Here is a 16,192-nt window from a genome sequence, read left to right as displayed (position 1 = left end):
TCGCGCCCGACGGGCGCCTCTGTTCAATGGACACTAGCCGAGCCGGAAAAGTGCAGCAAATCGCCAGCGCTCAGCCTGCCAACTGCTCCCGCAACCATTGCGCCAGGCGCCCGGCACGCGGATCGTGCAGGCGCGCCGGTACCCACAGGGCCAGGCGCGCATCGGTCTCGATGAAGCCCCAGGGCGCCGCCAGGCGGCCTGCGGCGAGATCGTCGCGGACCAGCGCCTCCGGGGCGATGGCCACGCCGAGGCCCGCCACCGCCGCTTCCAGCAGGTAGTAGAGATGCTCGAACCCCTGGCCATAGCGCAGCGCCTCCGCCGCCAGCCCCTGGCTCGCGGCCCAGGCCGGCCAGGCCTGGGGTCGCGAGGCGGTATGCAGCAGCGGCTCCTGCAACAGCCGCGCGGCGGGCGCCTGGGCCAGGCCGGTTTCCTGCGCCAGGCGCGGGCTGACCACCGGGCCCATGCGCTCGGGCGCCAGTTCGAAGACCTGCATGTCCGCCGGCCAGGGCGGCTCGGCGAACCAGAGCATGGCGTCCAGGCCGGGACGACGCGGATCGAACTCGCCCTCGCTGGTGGACAGTTGCAGGCGCAGGTCGGGGAGGGCACGGTTGAGCTGGTCCAGCCGCGGGATGAACCAGCGCGCCAGCAGGCTGCCGGGTACGCCGAGGACGAACGGGGCCTCGGCGGTCTGCCGGCGCAGCTCGGCACAGACGCCACGCAGTCGCTCGAACGCATCGCCGCAGGCGTCACGCAGGCGAACGCCGGAATCGGTGAGTTTTACGCCGCGTCCATCCTTGCCGAACAGGGCCACCCCGAGATCGTCCTCGAGCAACCGCACCTGCCGGCTCACGGCGCCATGGGTAACGTGCAGTTCCTCGGCCGCCAGGCTGATGCTGTGCAACCGGGCAGCGGCTTCGAAAGCGCGCAGGGCATTCAGGGAAGGGAGGTCGCGGCTCATGGCTATTCGTGAGTTTTCCTGACAGGTTTGAGCAATCTTATCGGTTTCTTTTACCCGGCGGGGGGATTAGATTCTGCCCATACGTCATTTCCTGGAGCCCTCCATGACTTCCTATCGCAACGGCCCCGACGCCAAGGGCCTGTTCGGCCGCTTCGGCGGCCAGTACGTCGCCGAGACCCTGATGCCGCTGATCCTCGACCTCGCCCGCGAGTACGAGAAGGCCAAGGACGACCCGGCGTTCCAGGAGGAACTGGCCTACTTCCAGCGCGACTACGTCGGTCGGCCGAGCCCGCTGTACTTCGCCGAGCGCCTGACCGAGCACTGCGGCGGGGCGAAGATCTACCTCAAGCGCGAGGAGCTGAACCATACCGGCGCGCACAAGATCAACAACTGCATCGGCCAGATCCTCCTGGCCCGGCGCATGGGCAAGAAACGCATCATCGCCGAGACCGGCGCCGGCATGCACGGCGTGGCCACCGCCACCGTCGCCGCGCGCTTCGGCCTGCAGTGCGTGATCTACATGGGCACCACCGACATCGACCGGCAGCAGGCCAACGTCTTCCGCATGAAGCTGCTGGGCGCCGAGGTGATCCCGGTGACCGCCGGCACCGGTACCCTGAAGGACGCCATGAACGAGGCGCTGCGCGATTGGGTGACCAACGTCGACAGCACCTTCTACCTGATCGGCACGGTCGCCGGCCCGCATCCGTACCCGGCGATGGTCCGCGACTTCCAGGCGGTGATCGGCAAGGAAACCCGCGAGCAACTGGCCGAGAAGGAAGGGCGCCTGCCCGATTCGCTGGTCGCCTGCATCGGCGGCGGCTCCAACGCCATGGGCCTGTTCCACCCGTTCCTCGACGACGCCGGGGTGCAGATCGTCGGCGTGGAAGCCGCCGGCCACGGCATCGACACCGGCAAGCACGCGGCCAGCCTGAACGGCGGGGTTCCCGGCGTGCTGCACGGCAACCGCACCTTCCTGCTGCAGGACGCGGATGGCCAGATCATCGACGCACACTCCATCTCCGCCGGCCTCGACTATCCCGGCATCGGCCCGGAACACGCCTGGCTGCACGACACCGGCCGCGTCGAGTACACCTCGATCACCGACGACGAAGCCCTGGAGGCCTTCCACACCTGCTGCCGCCTCGAAGGCATCATCCCGGCGCTGGAAAGCTCCCATGCCCTGGCCGAGGTCTTCAAGCGTGCGCCCAGCCTGCCCAAGGAGCACATCATGGTGGTGAACCTGTCCGGTCGCGGCGACAAGGACATGCAGACCGTCATGCACCACATGCAACAGGAGTCGAAAGCATGAGCCGCCTGCAGACCCGCTTCGCCCAGCTCAAGCAGGAAAACCGCGCCGCCCTGGTGACCTTCGTCACCGCCGGCGACCCGGACTACGCGTCTTCCCTGGAAATCCTCAAAGGCCTGCCGGCGGCCGGAGCCGACGTGATCGAACTGGGCATGCCGTTCACCGATCCGATGGCGGACGGCCCGGCCATCCAGTTGGCCAACATCCGCGCCCTCGAAGGCAGCCAGACCCTGGCCAGGACGTTGCAGATGGTCCGCGAATTCCGCAGCGGCGACAGTGAGACGCCCCTGGTGCTGATGGGCTACTTCAACCCGATCCACCACTACGGCGTCGAACGCTTCATTGCCGAGGCGAAGGAGGTGGGGGTGGACGGCCTGATCGTGGTCGACCTGCCGCCGGAGCACAACGAAGACCTCTGCCACCCGGCCCAGGCCGCCGGCCTCGACTTCATCCGCCTGACCACCCCGACCACCGGCGACCAGCGCCTGCCGACGGTGCTCGAAGGCAGTTCCGGGTTCGTCTACTACGTGTCGGTGGCCGGCGTCACCGGCGCCAACGCGGCGACCCTGGAGCACGTCGAGGAAGCAGTGGCGCGCCTGCGCCGGCATACCGACCTGCCGATCGGTATCGGCTTCGGCATCCGCAGCGCCGAACACGCCGCCGCGGTCGCGCGGTTGGCCGACGGCGTGGTGGTCGGCTCGGCGCTGATCGACCGGATCGCCAAGGCCCGCGACAATGCCCAGGCGGTCAAGGATGTCCTCGCCCTGTGCGGCGAGCTGGCCGAAGGCGTGCGCAACGCACGCTGACAGACCCTGACAGCGGCATTCGCCAGGCGCAGGCAACCCGCTGCGCCTGGCCTTGCGTTGCACGCTGCCAGAACCGTGAGGAAAAATTCACGGTCACTTTCAGAAACGTCTTATTGTCCGCCGACTCTGCCGAAGCCTTGAATAGCGCCTCACCCAAATAGCCAACGCATTCAAAGAAGGTTCGCATGAGTAAGGTGCTGATCGTCGATGATCATCCCGCTATCCGCCTGGCCGTGCGCTTGCTGTTCGAGCGCGACGGTTTCACCATCGTCGGCGAGGCCGACAACGGTGCCGAAGCCCTGCAGGTAGCCCGCAAGAAGTCTCCCGACCTGGCCATCCTGGACATCGGCATCCCCAAGATCGACGGTCTCGAAGTGATAGCCCGCCTGAAGTCCCTGAAGCTGGACACCAAGGTCCTGGTCCTGACCCGGCAGAATCCGGCGCAGTTCGCCCCGCGCTGCCTGCAGGCCGGCGCCATGGGCTTCGTCAGCAAAAGGGAAAACCTCTCCGAGCTGCTGCTCGCCGCCAAGGCCGTGCTGGCCGGCTACATCCACTTCCCCACCGGGGCGTTGCGCAGCATCAACCAGCAGAGCCGCGACAACGAGGCCCGCATGCTGGAAAGCCTTTCCGACCGCGAGATGACCGTGCTGCAGTACCTGGCCAACGGCAATACCAACAAGGCCATCGCCCAGCAGCTGTTCCTCAGCGAGAAAACCGTGAGCACCTACAAGTCACGCATCATGCTGAAACTCAACGCCCATTCCCTGGCCGGCCTGATCGATTTCGCCCGCCGCCACGAGCTGATCTGAGGATCCCATGCGAACGTTCGACCTGACCGCCGCCCTGGGCGACCGCGCCAACCAACCGGAGATCAGCCGCCTGCTCGTCGCGCAGCTGATGACCAGCAACAACGAAGACACCCGCAAGCTGCGGCGCGCCCAGGAGCGCGAGCAGACCCAGGAACTCAACGAGCTGGCGCACCGCCTGGCGGGCATGGCCTCGCTGATCCACGCCCACGCCGTGGAACGCGCCTGCCACCAACTGGAGATCGCCTGCGGCGAAAGCTCCGTGCGCAAGCTCGCCGATGCCGTCGACGACCTGGTGACGGCACTGGGCGAGCTGCAATGCGAACTGCACGACTGGATGACGATGACCGCGCCTCAAGGCACGGCGAAGTCATAGCGTTACGGGCCTTCGTCCAGGATCGACAGGTCCAGCGGGCGAATGGCTCCCATCCAGATGGCTCGGTCGCGATGGTCGAGCAGATCGTTGCCGGTGACCGGGTGGATGAACACCACCAGGTCCTGCCGATGGATGGCCAGCCAGGGCACCAGCTCGCCGAACACCTCGGGAGCGAACGCCAGCTGGCAGCTCCAGTCCGGATGCGGCCCTACCGGCCGCTCATGGACCCGCCCCATCTTCAGCGGAAAGCGCCGCGCCGCCTCTTCGCAAAGGGCGCGGGCTCGCTCGATGCTCTGCGCATCGAAATAGACGTGAGCATGGAAGCCCTGGATGCGGGGGGTGGAATACTCGTTCATCGTCACCTCTTCAAGCGCCGCCGGCCTGCAACTCGGCCTGTAGCCAGTCGACGAAACCGTCGACCAGCCGCTGGCGCCGCTTGCGCTCCGGCAATACCGCATAGTACCCGTATCGCGACAGGCAGCTCTCGCCAATGGGCCGGCAAAGCAGCCCCTGTTCGAGCAGGCCGTCGACCAGGTGGCGCCAGCCGATGGCCACGCCCTGGCCGGCGATGGCCGCCTGGATCAGCAAGGTGTAGTTGTCGAAGCTGAGCACCGCCGGAATCGGCTGCCGATCGATGGCCAACGCTTCGAACAACGCCGGCCAGTCGAACCAGCGGGCGTGCTGCGCCGACTTCAGATGCAGCATCGGCAGGCGCGCCAGGTGCGCCTTGGCCAGCGGCAACTGCAATCCCTCGACCAGCCGCGGGCTACAGACCGGGAACACCTCCTCGCGAAACAGCCGGTGCGCTTCGCCGTGCTTGGAACGACCGTCGCCGAACAGGATCGCCACGTCGATATCGCCGCGCTGGCCGGCCAGGCCGCGCTCGCTGGTCACCAGGCTCACGTCCAGGTGCGGATGGGCCTGATGGAAGCGCGGAAGGCGCGGCATCAGCCAGTAGGCAGCGAAGGCGTAGTCGGTGGCCACCTGGAGCACCTCGTGGCGCTGGCGCGCGCCCAGCGCGGCGATGCCGGCATCGATCGTCTCGAGGCCGGCGGCCACGTGGCGGAGCAGAAGCTGGCCGGCGTCGGTGAGCACGATGCCTCGATGAACGCGCTGGAACAGAGGGGTCGCCAGCTCTTTCTCCAGGCGTTTGATCTGCTGGCTGACCGCAGGCTGGGTGGTCCCCAGTTCCTCGGCGGCAGCGGTGAAGCTGAGTTGGCGGGCGGCGGACTCGAATACCCGGAGCAGGTCGAGGGATGGCGGCATGAGGTGTTCTCACATAAGCCCGGCTTATCCAACGCATCCAGCCCCATGCGGTTTACCAGGGATTTCGATGCACTGATGATCGACGCAGCACTATCGCATAACCCAATCGCATGGGATAAGCCGCCCGATGAAGACCTCTCCGAACATCCTGTTCATCATGGCCGACCAGATGGCCGCGCCGCTGCTGCCGCTTCACGATCCGCGCTCGGCGCTGCGCATGCCTCACCTCTCGCGCCTCGCCGAACGGGCCGTGGTGTTCGACTCGGCATACTGCAACAGCCCGCTCTGCGCGCCGTCGCGCTTCACCCTGGTCAGCGGTCGCTTGCCTACCCGCATCGGCGCCTGGGACAACGCTGCCGACTTCGCCGCCGATACCCCCACCTACGCCCACTACCTGCGCAACCTCGGCTATCGCACGGCGCTGTCGGGCAAGATGCACTTCTGCGGTCCCGACCAGTTGCACGGCTACGAGGAACGCCTGACCAGCGACATCTATCCGGCGGACTATGGCTGGGCGGTGAACTGGGACGAGCCGGAGGTGCGCCCGAGCTGGTACCACAACATGTCCTCGGTTTTGCAGGCCGGTCCCTGCGTGCGCACCAACCAGCTGGACTTCGACGAGGAGGTGGTGTTCAAGGCCCGCCAGTACCTCTACGACCATGTTCGCCAGCACGCCGGCCAGCCATTCTGCCTGACCGTGTCGATGACCCATCCGCACGACCCCTACAGCATCCCGGCGAGCTACTGGAATCTCTACCGCGACGAGGACATCCCGCTGCCGCGCCAGCGCTTCGCCCAGGAGGAGCAGGACCCTCATTCGCAACGCCTGCTGAAGGTCATCGACCTGTGGGACAAGCCGTTGCCCGAGGAGCGCATCCGCGCCGCCCGGCGTGCCTACTTCGGCGCCTGCAGCTACGTCGACGCGCAGATCGGTGCGCTGCTGGCGACCCTGGAGGAATGCGGGCTGGCCGACGACACCATCGTGGTGTTCTCCGGCGACCATGGCGACATGCTCGGCGAGCGCGGCCTCTGGTACAAGATGCACTGGTTCGAGATGGCCGCGCGCGTGCCGCTGCTGGTCCATGCGCCGGCGCGCTTCGCGCCGCGCCGCATCGGCGCTTCGGTATCCACCGTGGACCTGCTGCCGACCCTGGTGGAGCTGGCCGGCGGCCAGGTCGATCCACGCCTGCCGCTGGAAGGCCGCTCGCTGCTGCCGCACCTGCGCGATGGCAGCGGGCATGACGAGGTGATCGGCGAATACACCGCCGAGGGCACCCTCAGCCCGCTGATGATGATCCGCCGCGGCGACTACAAGTTCATCTACTCCGAGCAGGACCCCTGCCTGCTCTACGACCTGCGCAACGACCCGCAGGAGCGCGAGAACCTCGCCGCCAGTCCGGCCCACCGCGGAACGTTCGAGGCGTTCCTCGACGAGGCCCGGCGACGCTGGGACATCCCCGCGATCACCCGCGCCGTACTCGACAGCCAGCGCCGCCGACGCCTGGTGGCCGCCGCGCTGGCGCGAGGGCGGCTGGCCAGCTGGGACCACCAGCCGTGGGTCGACGCCAGCCAGCAGTACATGCGCAACCATATCGACCTGGACGATCTCGAGCGCCGCGCGCGCTTCCCGCAACCCTGAGCACGAGGGCACTTCCATGAACCGGCTTCCCACCTGCCTGCTGGCCGCCACCCTGTTCCTGGGCAGCGCCTCGCTATACGCCGAAGATCCCGCCTGTGCCCGCGTCAGGCTGGCCGATCCAGGCTGGAGCGATATCGCGGTGACCAACGCCACCGCCGCGTTTCTCCTGGAAAGCCTCGGCTACCAGGTGAAGATCGATACCCTGTCGGTGCCGATCATCTATGGCGGCCTGCGCGACGGCCAGGTGGACGCCTTCCTCGGCGGCTGGATGCCCGCGCACCAGGACTATCACGACAAGTTCGTCGCCAGCGGCCAGGTCGAACGCCTCGCTCGCAACCTCGATGGCACCCGCTTCACCCTGGCGGTGCCGCGCTACGTCTGGGACGCTGGCGTACACCGCTTCGAAGACCTCGCCGCGCAAGGGCAACGCTTCAACCGCAAGCTGTACGGGATCGGCTCCGGCGCGCCGGCCAACCAGTCGATCCAGAAGATGATCGACGCCAACCAGTTCGGCCTCGGCGACTGGAAGCTGGTGGAGTCCAGCGAGCAGGCGATGCTCGCCGAACTCGGCCGGGCCGAGAAGCGCCGGCGCTGGCTGGTGTTCCTCGGCTGGACGCCGCACCCGATGAACATCCGCCATGACTTGCGCTACCTGGAAGGCGGCGAGCAGTACTTCGGCGACCGCGGCCAGGTCTACACCCTGGCACGCAAGGGCTACGCCGCGCAGTGCCCGAACCCGGCGCGGCTGCTGGCCAACCTGCGCTTCGACCTGGACATGGAGAACCGCCTGATGAGCGACGCGCTGGAAGGCACGGCGACTCCGGCCTCGGCGACCCGCGCCTGGCTCAAGGCCAACCCGCGGGTGCTCGAGGCCTGGCTGCAAGGGGTGACCAGCCGCGACGGCGGCGACGCCCTGGCCGCGGTACGCGGCCAGCCATAGCGCCATGTGGACGGGCTTGCTGCCGTTCCTCGCCTGGCTACCGGGGCTGCACCGGGGCATGCTCGGGCGCGAGGCCTGGGTCGGCCTGAATGGCGCAATCCTGGCACTACCGCAATCGATGGCCTATGCGCTGATCGCCGGCCTGCCAGCGGAGTACGGCCTGTACGCTGCGATGCTGCCAGTGGCGATCGCCTGCCTGTGGGGCTCGTCGCGCTACCTGGTGAGCGGTCCCACCGCGGCGATCTCGGTGCTGCTGTTCAGTTCGGTGGCCCCGCTGGCGCCGCTGGGCAGCCCGCAATACGTCCAGGCCGTGCTGCTGCTGACCTTTCTCGCCGGCGCCTTCCAGTGGCTGCTCGGCGCCCTGCGCGTCGGGTCGCTGGTCAATTTCGTCTCGCATTCGGTGATGCTCGGCTTCACCCTTGGCGCGGCGCTGCTGATCGTCCTCGGCCAACTGCCCTATCTTCTCGGCCTGGCCGCGAGCGGGGAGGGCGCAGCGCCGGGAAACGGCTGGCGGCTGCTGGCGCGGTTCGCCGAGTTCGATGGCCCATCGCTGCTGGTGGGCGGCTTCAGCTTCGCGCTCAGCCTGCTGGTCAGGCGCCTGCGACCGCGCTGGCCGGCCCTGCTGCTTGGCTTGCTGGGCGGTGCCACGCTGGTCTGGGCGCTACCCGGGACCTTCGCCTCGGTAGCCCATGTGCAGGCCTTATCGAGTGCACTGCCGGGTTGGAATCCGCTGGTCTTCGATTCCCGATCGATCCTCGACCTGCTACCTGCGGCGGTGGCCTGCGGCATGCTCGGGCTGGTCACCAGCCTGTCGATCGCCCGCGCCCTGGCCGCGCGCCAGGGAGACGCGTTCGATGCCAACCAGGAGGTCCGCGCCCAGGGTCTGTCGAACCTGCTCGGGCCTTGGCTGTCGGCGAGCCTGTCGGCGGGTTCCTTCACCCGCTCCGGGCTCAATCTAGAAGCCGGTGCGCGCTCCCCGCTGGCGGGTGCGTTTTCGGCGCTCTGGGTGGCCCTGCTGGCCGTGCTCGGTGCGCGCCTGATCGAACATGTACCGTTGCCGGCGATGGCCGCAGGCATCCTGCTGATCGCCTGGGGCCTGATCGACCGCCCGGCGCTCCGTGCGCTCTACCGCAGCGGCCGCGCCGAATGCCTGGTGGCCGGCCTAACCGCCCTGGCCACGCTGCTGTTGCCGCTGCAGAACGCCATCTACGCGGGAGTGCTGGCGTCGCTGTTCTTCTACCTGCGGCGCACCTCGACACCACGCGTACTGCGCCAGCGCAACGACGAGGAAGAAGTGCTACGCATCGAAGGCTCGATCTTCTTCGGCGCCTGCGACTACCTGCAACGCCTCATGCGCCAATGTGACAGGCCACGGCTGGTGCTGGACGCCCGCCAGGTGAACTTCATCGACTTCGCCGGCGCAGTGCTGTTGCAGCAGGAAGCCCGCCGCCTGCACGCCGAGGGACGCCGCCTGGTATTGCGCCACGCTCGCCCGCAGGTCCGCGAAGCGCTGGGCCGGCAGGCCGACGAAGGCTGCCGCCTGCACTACGAAGGCTGACGCTCAGGGCGCCGCCGGCGATGTCGGTGCGCTGTCGCCGGGCAGCAGTTGCGGCGATTCCCGCTGCAGCTTGTCGCGCATCATCTCCAACTGTCCAAGGGCGGCGCGAGCCTCGTCGATTTCCTCGCCGCTGCGCTCGCCACCCTGTTCGGCCGCCTCGATCCGCGCGCGGATTTCCGGGATCTGCTGTACGCCGCTGGTGTAGGCCTGTACCAGTTCGCGGGTCTGTCGTTCCTCGAAGGCCTGGTACTGCTTCGGATCGGCCAGCTCCTGCGCCGTCGCGCCCTGGCGTGGTTGCAGGCCGCCGAGCGGCGGGCTGCGCGGGTCGCCCTCGTCGCGCAGCATCTGCATGAACTGGATCGCCTGCTCGCGATCCAGTTCCGCCACCGGCGGCTCCGCCTCGTACGCCGGTGCTGCCGCTTGCGATCGCACCGGCGCCAGCGGCGGCGGACGGTCGTCGACCGCGGGCAGTGCCGCAAGCGTCCTGGCTGGCGACGGAGAAGACGAGGAAGCGGCCATATCGGCAGGCGCCAGCAACACGCCGGCGCAGGCCAGGGCGATCGCCAGCCCGCTGCAGCCGAGGGCAACGCCGAGCCAGCGCTTCACAGGCCTTCCACCCTGGCGCCGGCCAGCAGGTTGCGCAGGCGCGTCTCGAACTGCGCTGCCAGTTGCTCGCGCGCCACCGCCTGGTTCACCTCAAAGCGCACGCTGCGGTCGTCGAGGGGCAACTGGCGATCCTCGCGGCTACGCACCCGGACGATCTCGAACGCGTCGTCGATGCGCATCGGCTGGGAAACCGTATCGGCCTTCTGGATCAGCGCAGTCTTGCGCAGCAGGTCGAGCCGGCCGTCCTGGGGCCGTATCAGGCCTAGGTCGCCGGGCGGGTCGCGGTCCCTGTCGTCGGCCAGGGAATAGCGGCGTACCGCCTCGTCGAAGGCCAGGCCGTTGCGCAACTCGGCGTAGACCTTGTCCGCGCTCGCCTGGTCGGCCAGACGAATATGCGCCGCCTGCACCTGCGCGACGTTGCGGTAACGCTCCAGGTTGCGCCGATAGTAGGCCTCGGCGTCCTTGTCGCTGACCTTGCCGGCGAGTTCCCGCAGCGCCTCGGACTCATGGTGGAAATCACTGTAGAGGCCGATCTGGTGCAGATAGCGATGGCGCACCAGCTTGTCCCGCACCAGGGTCCTCACGCCCTGCCGCTCTGCCGGGCCGAAGCCGTCCCGGGCCAGGCGGTACCAGAGGTAGTCGCGGCGGATGCGGGTCTGGACCTGGCGCGCCAGGTAGGCGAGGTTGCCCTGTTGCAATTCCACCTGGCCCTGGACGTTGTCGCCTTCGTACAGTGATAGCAGGTCGAGGACCTGTGCCGGCTGGCCGGGAAACTGCCAGCCGATCAGCTCGACCCCGGCCGCCTCGCGGCGCTGCGTCTCATCCAGCAGCAGGCTGTTTTCCACCAGGCCGCGGCTCCTCGGCGCCAGCACCTCGCGCAAACGCTCCGCGCTCAGGGCCCGGGGCTGGCGCAGGTATGGCCCGAGGTCCTCGCGGTAGCGCCTGCCGTATACCTGTTCGAGCAGGTTGCCGGCCTCGATCTCCACGCTGGCGTCGAGATCGGCGCGGCTCTGCGCGGTGAGCTGGTCTTCCACCGCGCGCGCCAGCAGGCGGTTTTCCACCAGGCCGCGGCGCAACTGCTGCGGGTCGGTGTTGAACTTGACCCGCGACAGGGCCTGCTCGAGCAGGTCGACGCTTTTCCCCGGCAGCACCTCGCCGTCGATCCGCAGATCCTGCGGCGCCTTGGCGGGGACGCCATGGGCGCTCCACGCCAGCAGCCCGAGGACGATCCCGCACAGTGCGCGACGCCAGCCCCGGGCGCGATCAGAGAGCAGTCGGTGCATCGAAGCTGTTGGCGCCCTTGGTCAGTACGGTGACGGTCAGGGCGATGGACTCGGGAATCAGCTCCTTCGCCACCCGCAGGCGCGTCTCGTAGCTGGTGTCGTAGAGCGGTTCGGGACGTGCGTAGGCGACCTGGCCGGTCTGGGTGAGCAGGTCGCGGATGCTCTTGCTCGGATCGTAGCGCCCCACCAGGTTGGCCACCGCCGCCGGGTCGTTGAGCTTCTCGCTGGCGTAGTGGTCGTCGACCCAGCCTTCCCAGCTGGAATGGCCGTTGGCCGAGGTGATCCACACATGGTGCGGCTGGGCCACGTCGCCGGTGGCGTGCAGGGCATAGCCGATGGTTTGCAGCGAAGGCGCGGCGCGGAACTGCTCGAACCAGTAGGTGGCGAGGTTGTCGATCGGCTGGAAGGCGGCGGTCTGGAAGTCGCCGTAGTGCTCCTGCCAGTCCGAGCGGGTGCCCTGGCGGTAGTGCGCCTCGGTGGTGTCGAAGTCCTCGCGCTTCAGCTCGCGGTTGTAGAGATAGACCATGGCGTACCAGTCGACGTCGGCGATGCCGCCGTCGACCTTGTGGTAGCGGTAGTCGTAGCCGCCGTGGGGGTTGCCATGGGAGTCGCCGTCCCGGGCCAGGTTGAGGAAGTGCCAGTACGAGGTGTAGTTGACGATGCCCGAAGCCGCGCCCCACAGCGGCGCGTGTTCGTAGCCGACCCACCAGCCACCGAGACGGGTGTCCTTGAAGTCGTCCACGTCGAAGGCCGCCTGGCCGAGGATCTCCCCGGCCTGCGCCTCGCTGCCGGCGGCGCTCACGTAGAACCGGTAGGCCTGACGCATCTCCTCGGTGGCGTAGGAGGAGTTCATGAAGGCCAGGGCGTCCTTGACGATGTTCTTGTGGGTCGGTTGCGACCAGGCGTTGGCCTGGCTGGCGATGGCGCAGATGCAGAGACCGGCGGCCAGGCGGGCGAAGGTTTTCATCGGTAGCGCTCGAGAGTGAGTGAAGCCTGAAGTCTTAACCCGGTTTTGTGATTCCTACATGTCAGATAGAAGCCAACTTGAGACGTACGTCTCAAATTCCGCCTGACAACTCAGACAGTTGCCAACTGTCGGCGCAGCGTATCCAACACTGGCGCCGAGGCAGGACGCACGCCGCGCCAGAGGAAGAATGCCTCGGCGGCCTGCTCCACCAGCATGCCCAGGCCATCCAGGGTACGCGCCGCACCGCGTTCGGCGGCCCAGCGGTTGAAGGCAGTCGGTTCCTTGGCATACATCATGTCGTAGCAGACGGTACGGCCGGGCTCGATCACGCTCTGCGCCAGCGGCGGCACGTCGCCGGCAAGACTGGCCGAGGTGCCGTTGACGATCAGGTCGAAAGGCCCTTCGACCTCGGCGAAACCGCAGCCGTGCACCGCGCCGAGGTCGGCGAACCGCTCGGCCAGGTCCACGGCCTTCCGCGCCGTGCGGTTGGCGATCAGCAACTCCGCCGGGCATTCGCCGAGGAAGGGTTCGAGCACCCCACGCACCGCACCGCCGGCGCCGAGCAGGAGAACCCGCTTGCCGCGCAGCTCGACCCCGGCGTTCGCCGTCAGGTCCCGCAGCAGGCCGGCGCCGTCGGTGTTGTCGCCGCGCAGGCGACCGTCGGCGAGGCGGATCAGGGTGTTCACCGCCCCGGCCCGGGTGGCCCGCTCGCTCAACTCGTCCACCAGACGATAGGCCTCTTCCTTGAACGGCACGGTGACATTGGCGCCCTTGCCCTGCTCGAAGAAGCGCCGGGCGAACCCGGGGAAATCGTCCAGCGGCGCCAGTTGCGCGTCATAGACCAGCGCCTCGCCGGTCTGCTCGGCGAACAGGCGGTGGATCAGCGGCGACTTGCTGTGGCCGATGGGGTTGCCGAATACGCAATAGCGGTCCATGGGTCGTTCCTTTGCCGGAGTGGGACGGGACGAGCGGACTCGTCCCCTGCGGGCGGGTCAGGGCTGGCCGGCGAGCCAATCGCGGTCGGCGAGGAAATACTCGGTCAGGCGCGCTTCCTCGCTGCCCGGCTCGGGTTTCCAGTCATAGCCCCAGCGCACCTGCGGCGGCAACGACATCAGGATCGATTCGGTACGGCCGCCGGACTGCAGGCCGAACAGGGTGCCACGATCGAAGACCAGGTTGAACTCCACGTAGCGACCGCGACGATAGGCCTGGAACTCTCGCTGCCGTTCATCGAACGGCGTGTGCTTGCGGCGCTGGACGATCGGCAGGTAGGCGTCGATATAGGCGTCGCCGATAGCGCGGATGAAGGCGAAGCAGGTGTCGAAGTCCCACTGGTTGAGGTCGTCGAAGAACAGGCCGCCGATGCCGCGCGGCTCGTTGCGGTGCTTGAGATGGAAGTAGCGGTCGCACCATGCCTTGTAGCGCGGGTAGACGTCCGCGCCGAACGGCGCGCAGGCGTCGCGAGCGACCCGGTGCCAATGCACGCAGTCTTCCTCGTGGGCGTAGTAGGGGGTCAGGTCGAAGCCGCCGCCGAACCACCAGACCGGCTCCTCGCCTTCCTTCTCGGCGCAGAAGAAACGCACGTTGGCATGGGAAGTCGGCACGTGGGGGTTTTCCGGATGGATCACCAGCGACACGCCGAGCGCCTGGAAACCGCGCCCGGCCAGTTCCGGCCGATGGGCGCTGGCCGAGGGCGGCAGGCTATCGCCGAAGACATGGGAAAAATTCACCCCGCCCTTCTCGATCAATGCGCCGTCGCCGATTACCCGCGTCCGTCCGCCGCCACCGGCCGGACGCTCCCAGGCGTCCTCGGCGAAGCGGGCCTTGCCGTCCTCCGCCTCGAGGGCGGCGCAGATGCGGTCTTGCAGGTCGAGCAGGTAGGTTTTGACAGCGGCGATACGGTCGGTCACGGAGTTCACCTTGGAGCGGGGAGGCCGCGCGGGGCGCGGGCTGGCGACGAAACGAGGGCGCAAGCATACCACCCTGGATGGGTAGCCGGCGCTTGACGGCCGTCAAGGGGAAGGCTTGGATGAAGGCCTTTACCCAGGGTCGCCCACCCGGCGCGACCGTCCGAAACCCTGACGAAGCAGGAGTTCCAGCATGGCCAAGCGCATCCAGTTCGCTGCCTACGGCGGCCCCGAAGTCCTCGAATACCGCGACTACCAACCCGCCGAGCCGGGCCCCCGGGAAGTCCGCGTGCGTAATCGCGCCATCGGCCTGAACTTCATCGACACCTACTACCGTAGCGGCCTCTATCCAGCCCCCGGCTTCCCTTCGGGGCTGGGTAGCGAAGGGGCCGGCGAGGTCGAGGCGGTGGGCAGCGAAGTGACCCGTTTCAAGGTCGGCGACCGCGTCGCCTACGCCACCGGCCCGCTGGGCGCCTACAGCGAACTGCATGTGCTGGCGGAGGAGAAGCTGGTCCACCTGCCCGACGGCATCGACTTCGAACAGGCCGCCGCGGTGATGCTCAAGGGGCTCACCACCCAATACCTGCTGCGCCAGACCTACGAACTGCGGGGCGGCGAAACCATTCTCTTCCATGCCGCCGCGGGCGGCGTGGGCCTGTTCGCCTGCCAATGGGCCAAGGCCCTTGGAGTGCAACTGATCGGCACCGTCAGCTCGCCGGAAAAGGCGCGCCTGGCCAGGCAGCACGGTGCCTGGGAGACCATCGACTACAGCCACGAGAACGTGGCGCGGCGGGTGCTCGAACTGACCGACGGGAAGAAGTGCCCGGTGGTCTACGACTCGGTGGGCAAGGATACCTGGGAAACCTCGCTGGACTGCGTGGCGCCGCGCGGCTTGCTGGTCAGCTTCGGCAACGCCTCGGGGCCGGTGACCGGGGTCAACCTCGGCATCCTCTCGCAGAAGGGTTCGCTGTACGTGACCCGGCCGACCCTGGGCAGCTACGCCGATACCCCGGAAAAACTCCAGGCGATGGCCGACGAGCTGTTCGGCCTGATCGAGCGCGGCGACATCCGCATCGAGATCAACCAGCGCTTCGCCCTGGCCGAAGCAGCCAGGGCGCATACCGAACTGGCCGCACGGCGAACCACGGGCTCGACCGTACTGTTGCCCTGAAGCGCGTACTCAGGCCGGGCGGATGACCTGTCCGGTCACCAGGTCGCGGATCAGGCTGGGGTTGCGGCGCCCGCCAAGGGCGCCGCCGAGGATAGCGTCCAGCTCGTCGTGGAAGTATTGCTCCACCCGCAGCCGCGTGCGCGCCGCCGGGCGCCCGGCCGGATTGGCCGAGGTGGAGATCAGCGGACCGGTGAGATGGCACAGTTCCTGTACCAGGGGATGGTCGGTGACCCGCACGGCGACGCTGTCGTGGACGCCGGTGACCCACTCCGGCAGGCGCTCCTGGTGCGGCACCAGCCAGGTGTTCGGCCCCGGCCAGGTACCGGCCAGGCGGTCCAGCCAGACGTCCGGCAGGTCTTCGAGAAGGAAGTCGAGCTGGTGGATGTTCGCCGCCACCACGATCAGCCCCTTTTCCACCGGCCGCGCCTTCAGCGCCAGCAGGCGATACACCGCATCCTCGTTCCACGGGTCGCAGCCGAGCCCCCATACCGCCTCGGTGGGATAGGCGATCACGCCGCCCTCGCGGACGACCCGGGCGGCGCATTGCGCACGAAAGCTGCTGATCATCGACTCACTCCAGCGGACAGGGTGCGCGAAGTG

17 protein-coding genes are annotated in these 16,192 nt (G+C 68.1%); 8 read left to right on the top strand and 9 right to left on the bottom strand.

Annotated features, from left to right (window positions below; genetic code table 11):
- Nucleotides 1-70: 70 nt before the first annotated feature.
- The gene (gene trpI / locus ACM0M4_RS00325; RefSeq protein WP_003122282.1) at nucleotides 71-958 is read right to left on the bottom strand and encodes a trpBA operon transcriptional activator TrpI; all 888 of its coding nucleotides are present in this window, start codon (nucleotides 956-958) and stop codon (nucleotides 71-73) included.
- Between the two features lie 103 nt (nucleotides 959-1,061).
- On the opposite strand from trpI, the gene trpB reads away from it, so the two are divergent.
- The 4 genes from trpB to ACM0M4_RS00305 all read left to right on the top strand — a co-directional run bounded on the left by trpB (nucleotide 1,062) and on the right by ACM0M4_RS00305 (nucleotide 4,255).
- Nucleotides 1,062-2,270, top strand: coding sequence for a tryptophan synthase subunit beta (gene trpB / locus ACM0M4_RS00320; RefSeq protein ID WP_003097340.1), 1,209 nt, complete (start codon nucleotides 1,062-1,064; stop codon nucleotides 2,268-2,270).
- Entirely contained in the window at nucleotides 2,267-3,073 is an 807-nt protein-coding gene (trpA, locus tag ACM0M4_RS00315; protein ID WP_025324594.1) for a tryptophan synthase subunit alpha, read from the top strand. Before trpB ends, trpA begins: the two co-directional genes overlap by 4 nt.
- 185 nt (nucleotides 3,074-3,258) lie before the next feature.
- On the top strand, nucleotides 3,259-3,882 hold the full coding sequence (locus ACM0M4_RS00310; protein WP_003111192.1) for a response regulator transcription factor: 624 nt from the start codon (nucleotides 3,259-3,261) through the stop codon (nucleotides 3,880-3,882).
- Nucleotides 3,883-3,889: 7 nt separating this feature from the next.
- Nucleotides 3,890-4,255: an Hpt domain-containing protein gene (locus ACM0M4_RS00305; RefSeq protein ID WP_003097330.1), complete on the top strand. Its 366-nt coding sequence runs from the start codon at nucleotides 3,890-3,892 to the stop codon at nucleotides 4,253-4,255.
- Between the two features lie 2 nt (nucleotides 4,256-4,257).
- Here ACM0M4_RS00305 and ACM0M4_RS00300 read toward each other — a convergent pair whose 3' ends face one another.
- Nucleotides 4,258-4,611 carry a DOPA 4,5-dioxygenase family protein gene (locus ACM0M4_RS00300; RefSeq protein WP_023131042.1) on the bottom strand — a complete coding sequence of 118 codons (354 nt, stop codon included), beginning with the start codon at nucleotides 4,609-4,611 and terminating at the stop codon, nucleotides 4,258-4,260.
- A 10-nt stretch (nucleotides 4,612-4,621) separates the two neighbouring features.
- Entirely contained in the window at nucleotides 4,622-5,521 is a 900-nt protein-coding gene (locus ACM0M4_RS00295; RefSeq protein ID WP_221345472.1) for a choline sulfate utilization transcriptional regulator, read from the bottom strand.
- 127 nt (nucleotides 5,522-5,648) lie between these two features.
- Here ACM0M4_RS00295 and betC point away from each other — a divergent pair, with 127 nt between their 5' ends.
- The 3 genes from betC to ACM0M4_RS00280 are packed head-to-tail and all read left to right on the top strand — an operon-like array spanning nucleotide 5,649 to nucleotide 9,658.
- Nucleotides 5,649-7,160 carry a choline-sulfatase gene (gene betC, locus ACM0M4_RS00290; RefSeq protein ID WP_003120673.1) on the top strand — a complete coding sequence of 504 codons (1,512 nt, stop codon included), beginning with the start codon at nucleotides 5,649-5,651 and terminating at the stop codon, nucleotides 7,158-7,160.
- Between the two features lie 16 nt (nucleotides 7,161-7,176).
- Nucleotides 7,177-8,100 carry a choline ABC transporter substrate-binding protein gene (locus ACM0M4_RS00285; protein WP_023131043.1) on the top strand — a complete coding sequence of 308 codons (924 nt, stop codon included), beginning with the start codon at nucleotides 7,177-7,179 and terminating at the stop codon, nucleotides 8,098-8,100.
- A gap of 4 nt (nucleotides 8,101-8,104) precedes the next feature.
- Nucleotides 8,105-9,658 carry a SulP family inorganic anion transporter gene (locus tag ACM0M4_RS00280; RefSeq protein WP_023131044.1) on the top strand — a complete coding sequence of 518 codons (1,554 nt, stop codon included), beginning with the start codon at nucleotides 8,105-8,107 and terminating at the stop codon, nucleotides 9,656-9,658.
- A 3-nt stretch (nucleotides 9,659-9,661) separates the two neighbouring features.
- Here ACM0M4_RS00280 and ACM0M4_RS00275 read toward each other — a convergent pair whose 3' ends face one another.
- From ACM0M4_RS00275 to hemF, 5 genes are all read right to left on the bottom strand, one after another.
- Nucleotides 9,662-10,264, bottom strand: coding sequence for a hypothetical protein (locus ACM0M4_RS00275; protein ID WP_031675040.1), 603 nt, complete (start codon nucleotides 10,262-10,264; stop codon nucleotides 9,662-9,664).
- Nucleotides 10,261-11,547, bottom strand: coding sequence for a peptidylprolyl isomerase (locus ACM0M4_RS00270; RefSeq protein WP_023131046.1), 1,287 nt, complete (start codon nucleotides 11,545-11,547; stop codon nucleotides 10,261-10,263). Before ACM0M4_RS00270 ends, ACM0M4_RS00275 begins: the two co-directional genes overlap by 4 nt.
- Nucleotides 11,528-12,514 carry a phospholipase C gene (locus ACM0M4_RS00265; RefSeq protein ID WP_003111200.1) on the bottom strand — a complete coding sequence of 329 codons (987 nt, stop codon included), beginning with the start codon at nucleotides 12,512-12,514 and terminating at the stop codon, nucleotides 11,528-11,530. The genes ACM0M4_RS00270 and ACM0M4_RS00265 overlap by 20 nt, the downstream gene beginning before the upstream one ends.
- Nucleotides 12,515-12,624: 110 nt before the next feature.
- Nucleotides 12,625-13,449, bottom strand: a complete 825-nt coding sequence (gene aroE, locus ACM0M4_RS00260; RefSeq protein WP_016264001.1) for a shikimate dehydrogenase — start codon at nucleotides 13,447-13,449, stop codon at nucleotides 12,625-12,627.
- A gap of 57 nt (nucleotides 13,450-13,506) precedes the next feature.
- Nucleotides 13,507-14,424, bottom strand: a complete 918-nt coding sequence (gene hemF, locus ACM0M4_RS00255; protein WP_034034679.1) for an oxygen-dependent coproporphyrinogen oxidase — start codon at nucleotides 14,422-14,424, stop codon at nucleotides 13,507-13,509.
- 190 nt (nucleotides 14,425-14,614) lie between these two features.
- Between hemF and ACM0M4_RS00250 the strand changes: the two genes are divergently transcribed.
- Nucleotides 14,615-15,592, top strand: coding sequence for an NADPH:quinone reductase (locus ACM0M4_RS00250; RefSeq protein ID WP_003097303.1), 978 nt, complete (start codon nucleotides 14,615-14,617; stop codon nucleotides 15,590-15,592).
- Between the two features lie 9 nt (nucleotides 15,593-15,601).
- Here the strand turns inward: ACM0M4_RS00250 and ACM0M4_RS00245 are convergent, their stop codons facing one another.
- Nucleotides 15,602-16,159 carry an L-threonylcarbamoyladenylate synthase gene (locus tag ACM0M4_RS00245; RefSeq protein ID WP_003097300.1) on the bottom strand — a complete coding sequence of 186 codons (558 nt, stop codon included), beginning with the start codon at nucleotides 16,157-16,159 and terminating at the stop codon, nucleotides 15,602-15,604.
- Between the last annotated feature and the right edge of the window lie 33 nt (nucleotides 16,160-16,192).

Origin of the sequence: Pseudomonas sp. 18-147 (genome assembly GCF_051048045.1) — a bacterium.
Lineage (GTDB): Bacteria > Pseudomonadota > Gammaproteobacteria > Pseudomonadales > Pseudomonadaceae > Pseudomonas > Pseudomonas aeruginosa.
This window is presented reverse-complemented; position numbering and strand designations above follow the sequence as displayed.

What these genes read in the sequence shown, in the direction of transcription:
- ACM0M4_RS00245 (WP_003097300.1), bottom strand. Translation starts at nt 16,159, where the DNA reads ATGATCAGCAGCTTTCGTGCGCAATGCGCCGCCCGGGTCGTCCGCGAG.
- ACM0M4_RS00310 (WP_003111192.1), top strand. Translation starts at nt 3,259, where the DNA reads ATGAGTAAGGTGCTGATCGTCGATGATCATCCCGCTATCCGCCTGGCC.
- ACM0M4_RS00285 (WP_023131043.1), top strand. Translation starts at nt 7,177, where the DNA reads ATGAACCGGCTTCCCACCTGCCTGCTGGCCGCCACCCTGTTCCTGGGC.
- trpI (WP_003122282.1), bottom strand. Translation starts at nt 958, where the DNA reads ATGAGCCGCGACCTCCCTTCCCTGAATGCCCTGCGCGCTTTCGAAGCC.
- trpB (WP_003097340.1), top strand. Translation starts at nt 1,062, where the DNA reads ATGACTTCCTATCGCAACGGCCCCGACGCCAAGGGCCTGTTCGGCCGC.
- ACM0M4_RS00280 (WP_023131044.1), top strand. Translation starts at nt 8,105, where the DNA reads ATGTGGACGGGCTTGCTGCCGTTCCTCGCCTGGCTACCGGGGCTGCAC.
- ACM0M4_RS00305 (WP_003097330.1), top strand. Translation starts at nt 3,890, where the DNA reads ATGCGAACGTTCGACCTGACCGCCGCCCTGGGCGACCGCGCCAACCAA.
- betC (WP_003120673.1), top strand. Translation starts at nt 5,649, where the DNA reads ATGAAGACCTCTCCGAACATCCTGTTCATCATGGCCGACCAGATGGCC.
- ACM0M4_RS00300 (WP_023131042.1), bottom strand. Translation starts at nt 4,611, where the DNA reads ATGAACGAGTATTCCACCCCCCGCATCCAGGGCTTCCATGCTCACGTC.
- ACM0M4_RS00265 (WP_003111200.1), bottom strand. Translation starts at nt 12,514, where the DNA reads ATGAAAACCTTCGCCCGCCTGGCCGCCGGTCTCTGCATCTGCGCCATC.
- trpA (WP_025324594.1), top strand. Translation starts at nt 2,267, where the DNA reads ATGAGCCGCCTGCAGACCCGCTTCGCCCAGCTCAAGCAGGAAAACCGC.
- ACM0M4_RS00270 (WP_023131046.1), bottom strand. Translation starts at nt 11,547, where the DNA reads ATGCACCGACTGCTCTCTGATCGCGCCCGGGGCTGGCGTCGCGCACTG.
- ACM0M4_RS00295 (WP_221345472.1), bottom strand. Translation starts at nt 5,521, where the DNA reads ATGCCGCCATCCCTCGACCTGCTCCGGGTATTCGAGTCCGCCGCCCGC.
- ACM0M4_RS00250 (WP_003097303.1), top strand. Translation starts at nt 14,615, where the DNA reads ATGGCCAAGCGCATCCAGTTCGCTGCCTACGGCGGCCCCGAAGTCCTC.
- aroE (WP_016264001.1), bottom strand. Translation starts at nt 13,449, where the DNA reads ATGGACCGCTATTGCGTATTCGGCAACCCCATCGGCCACAGCAAGTCG.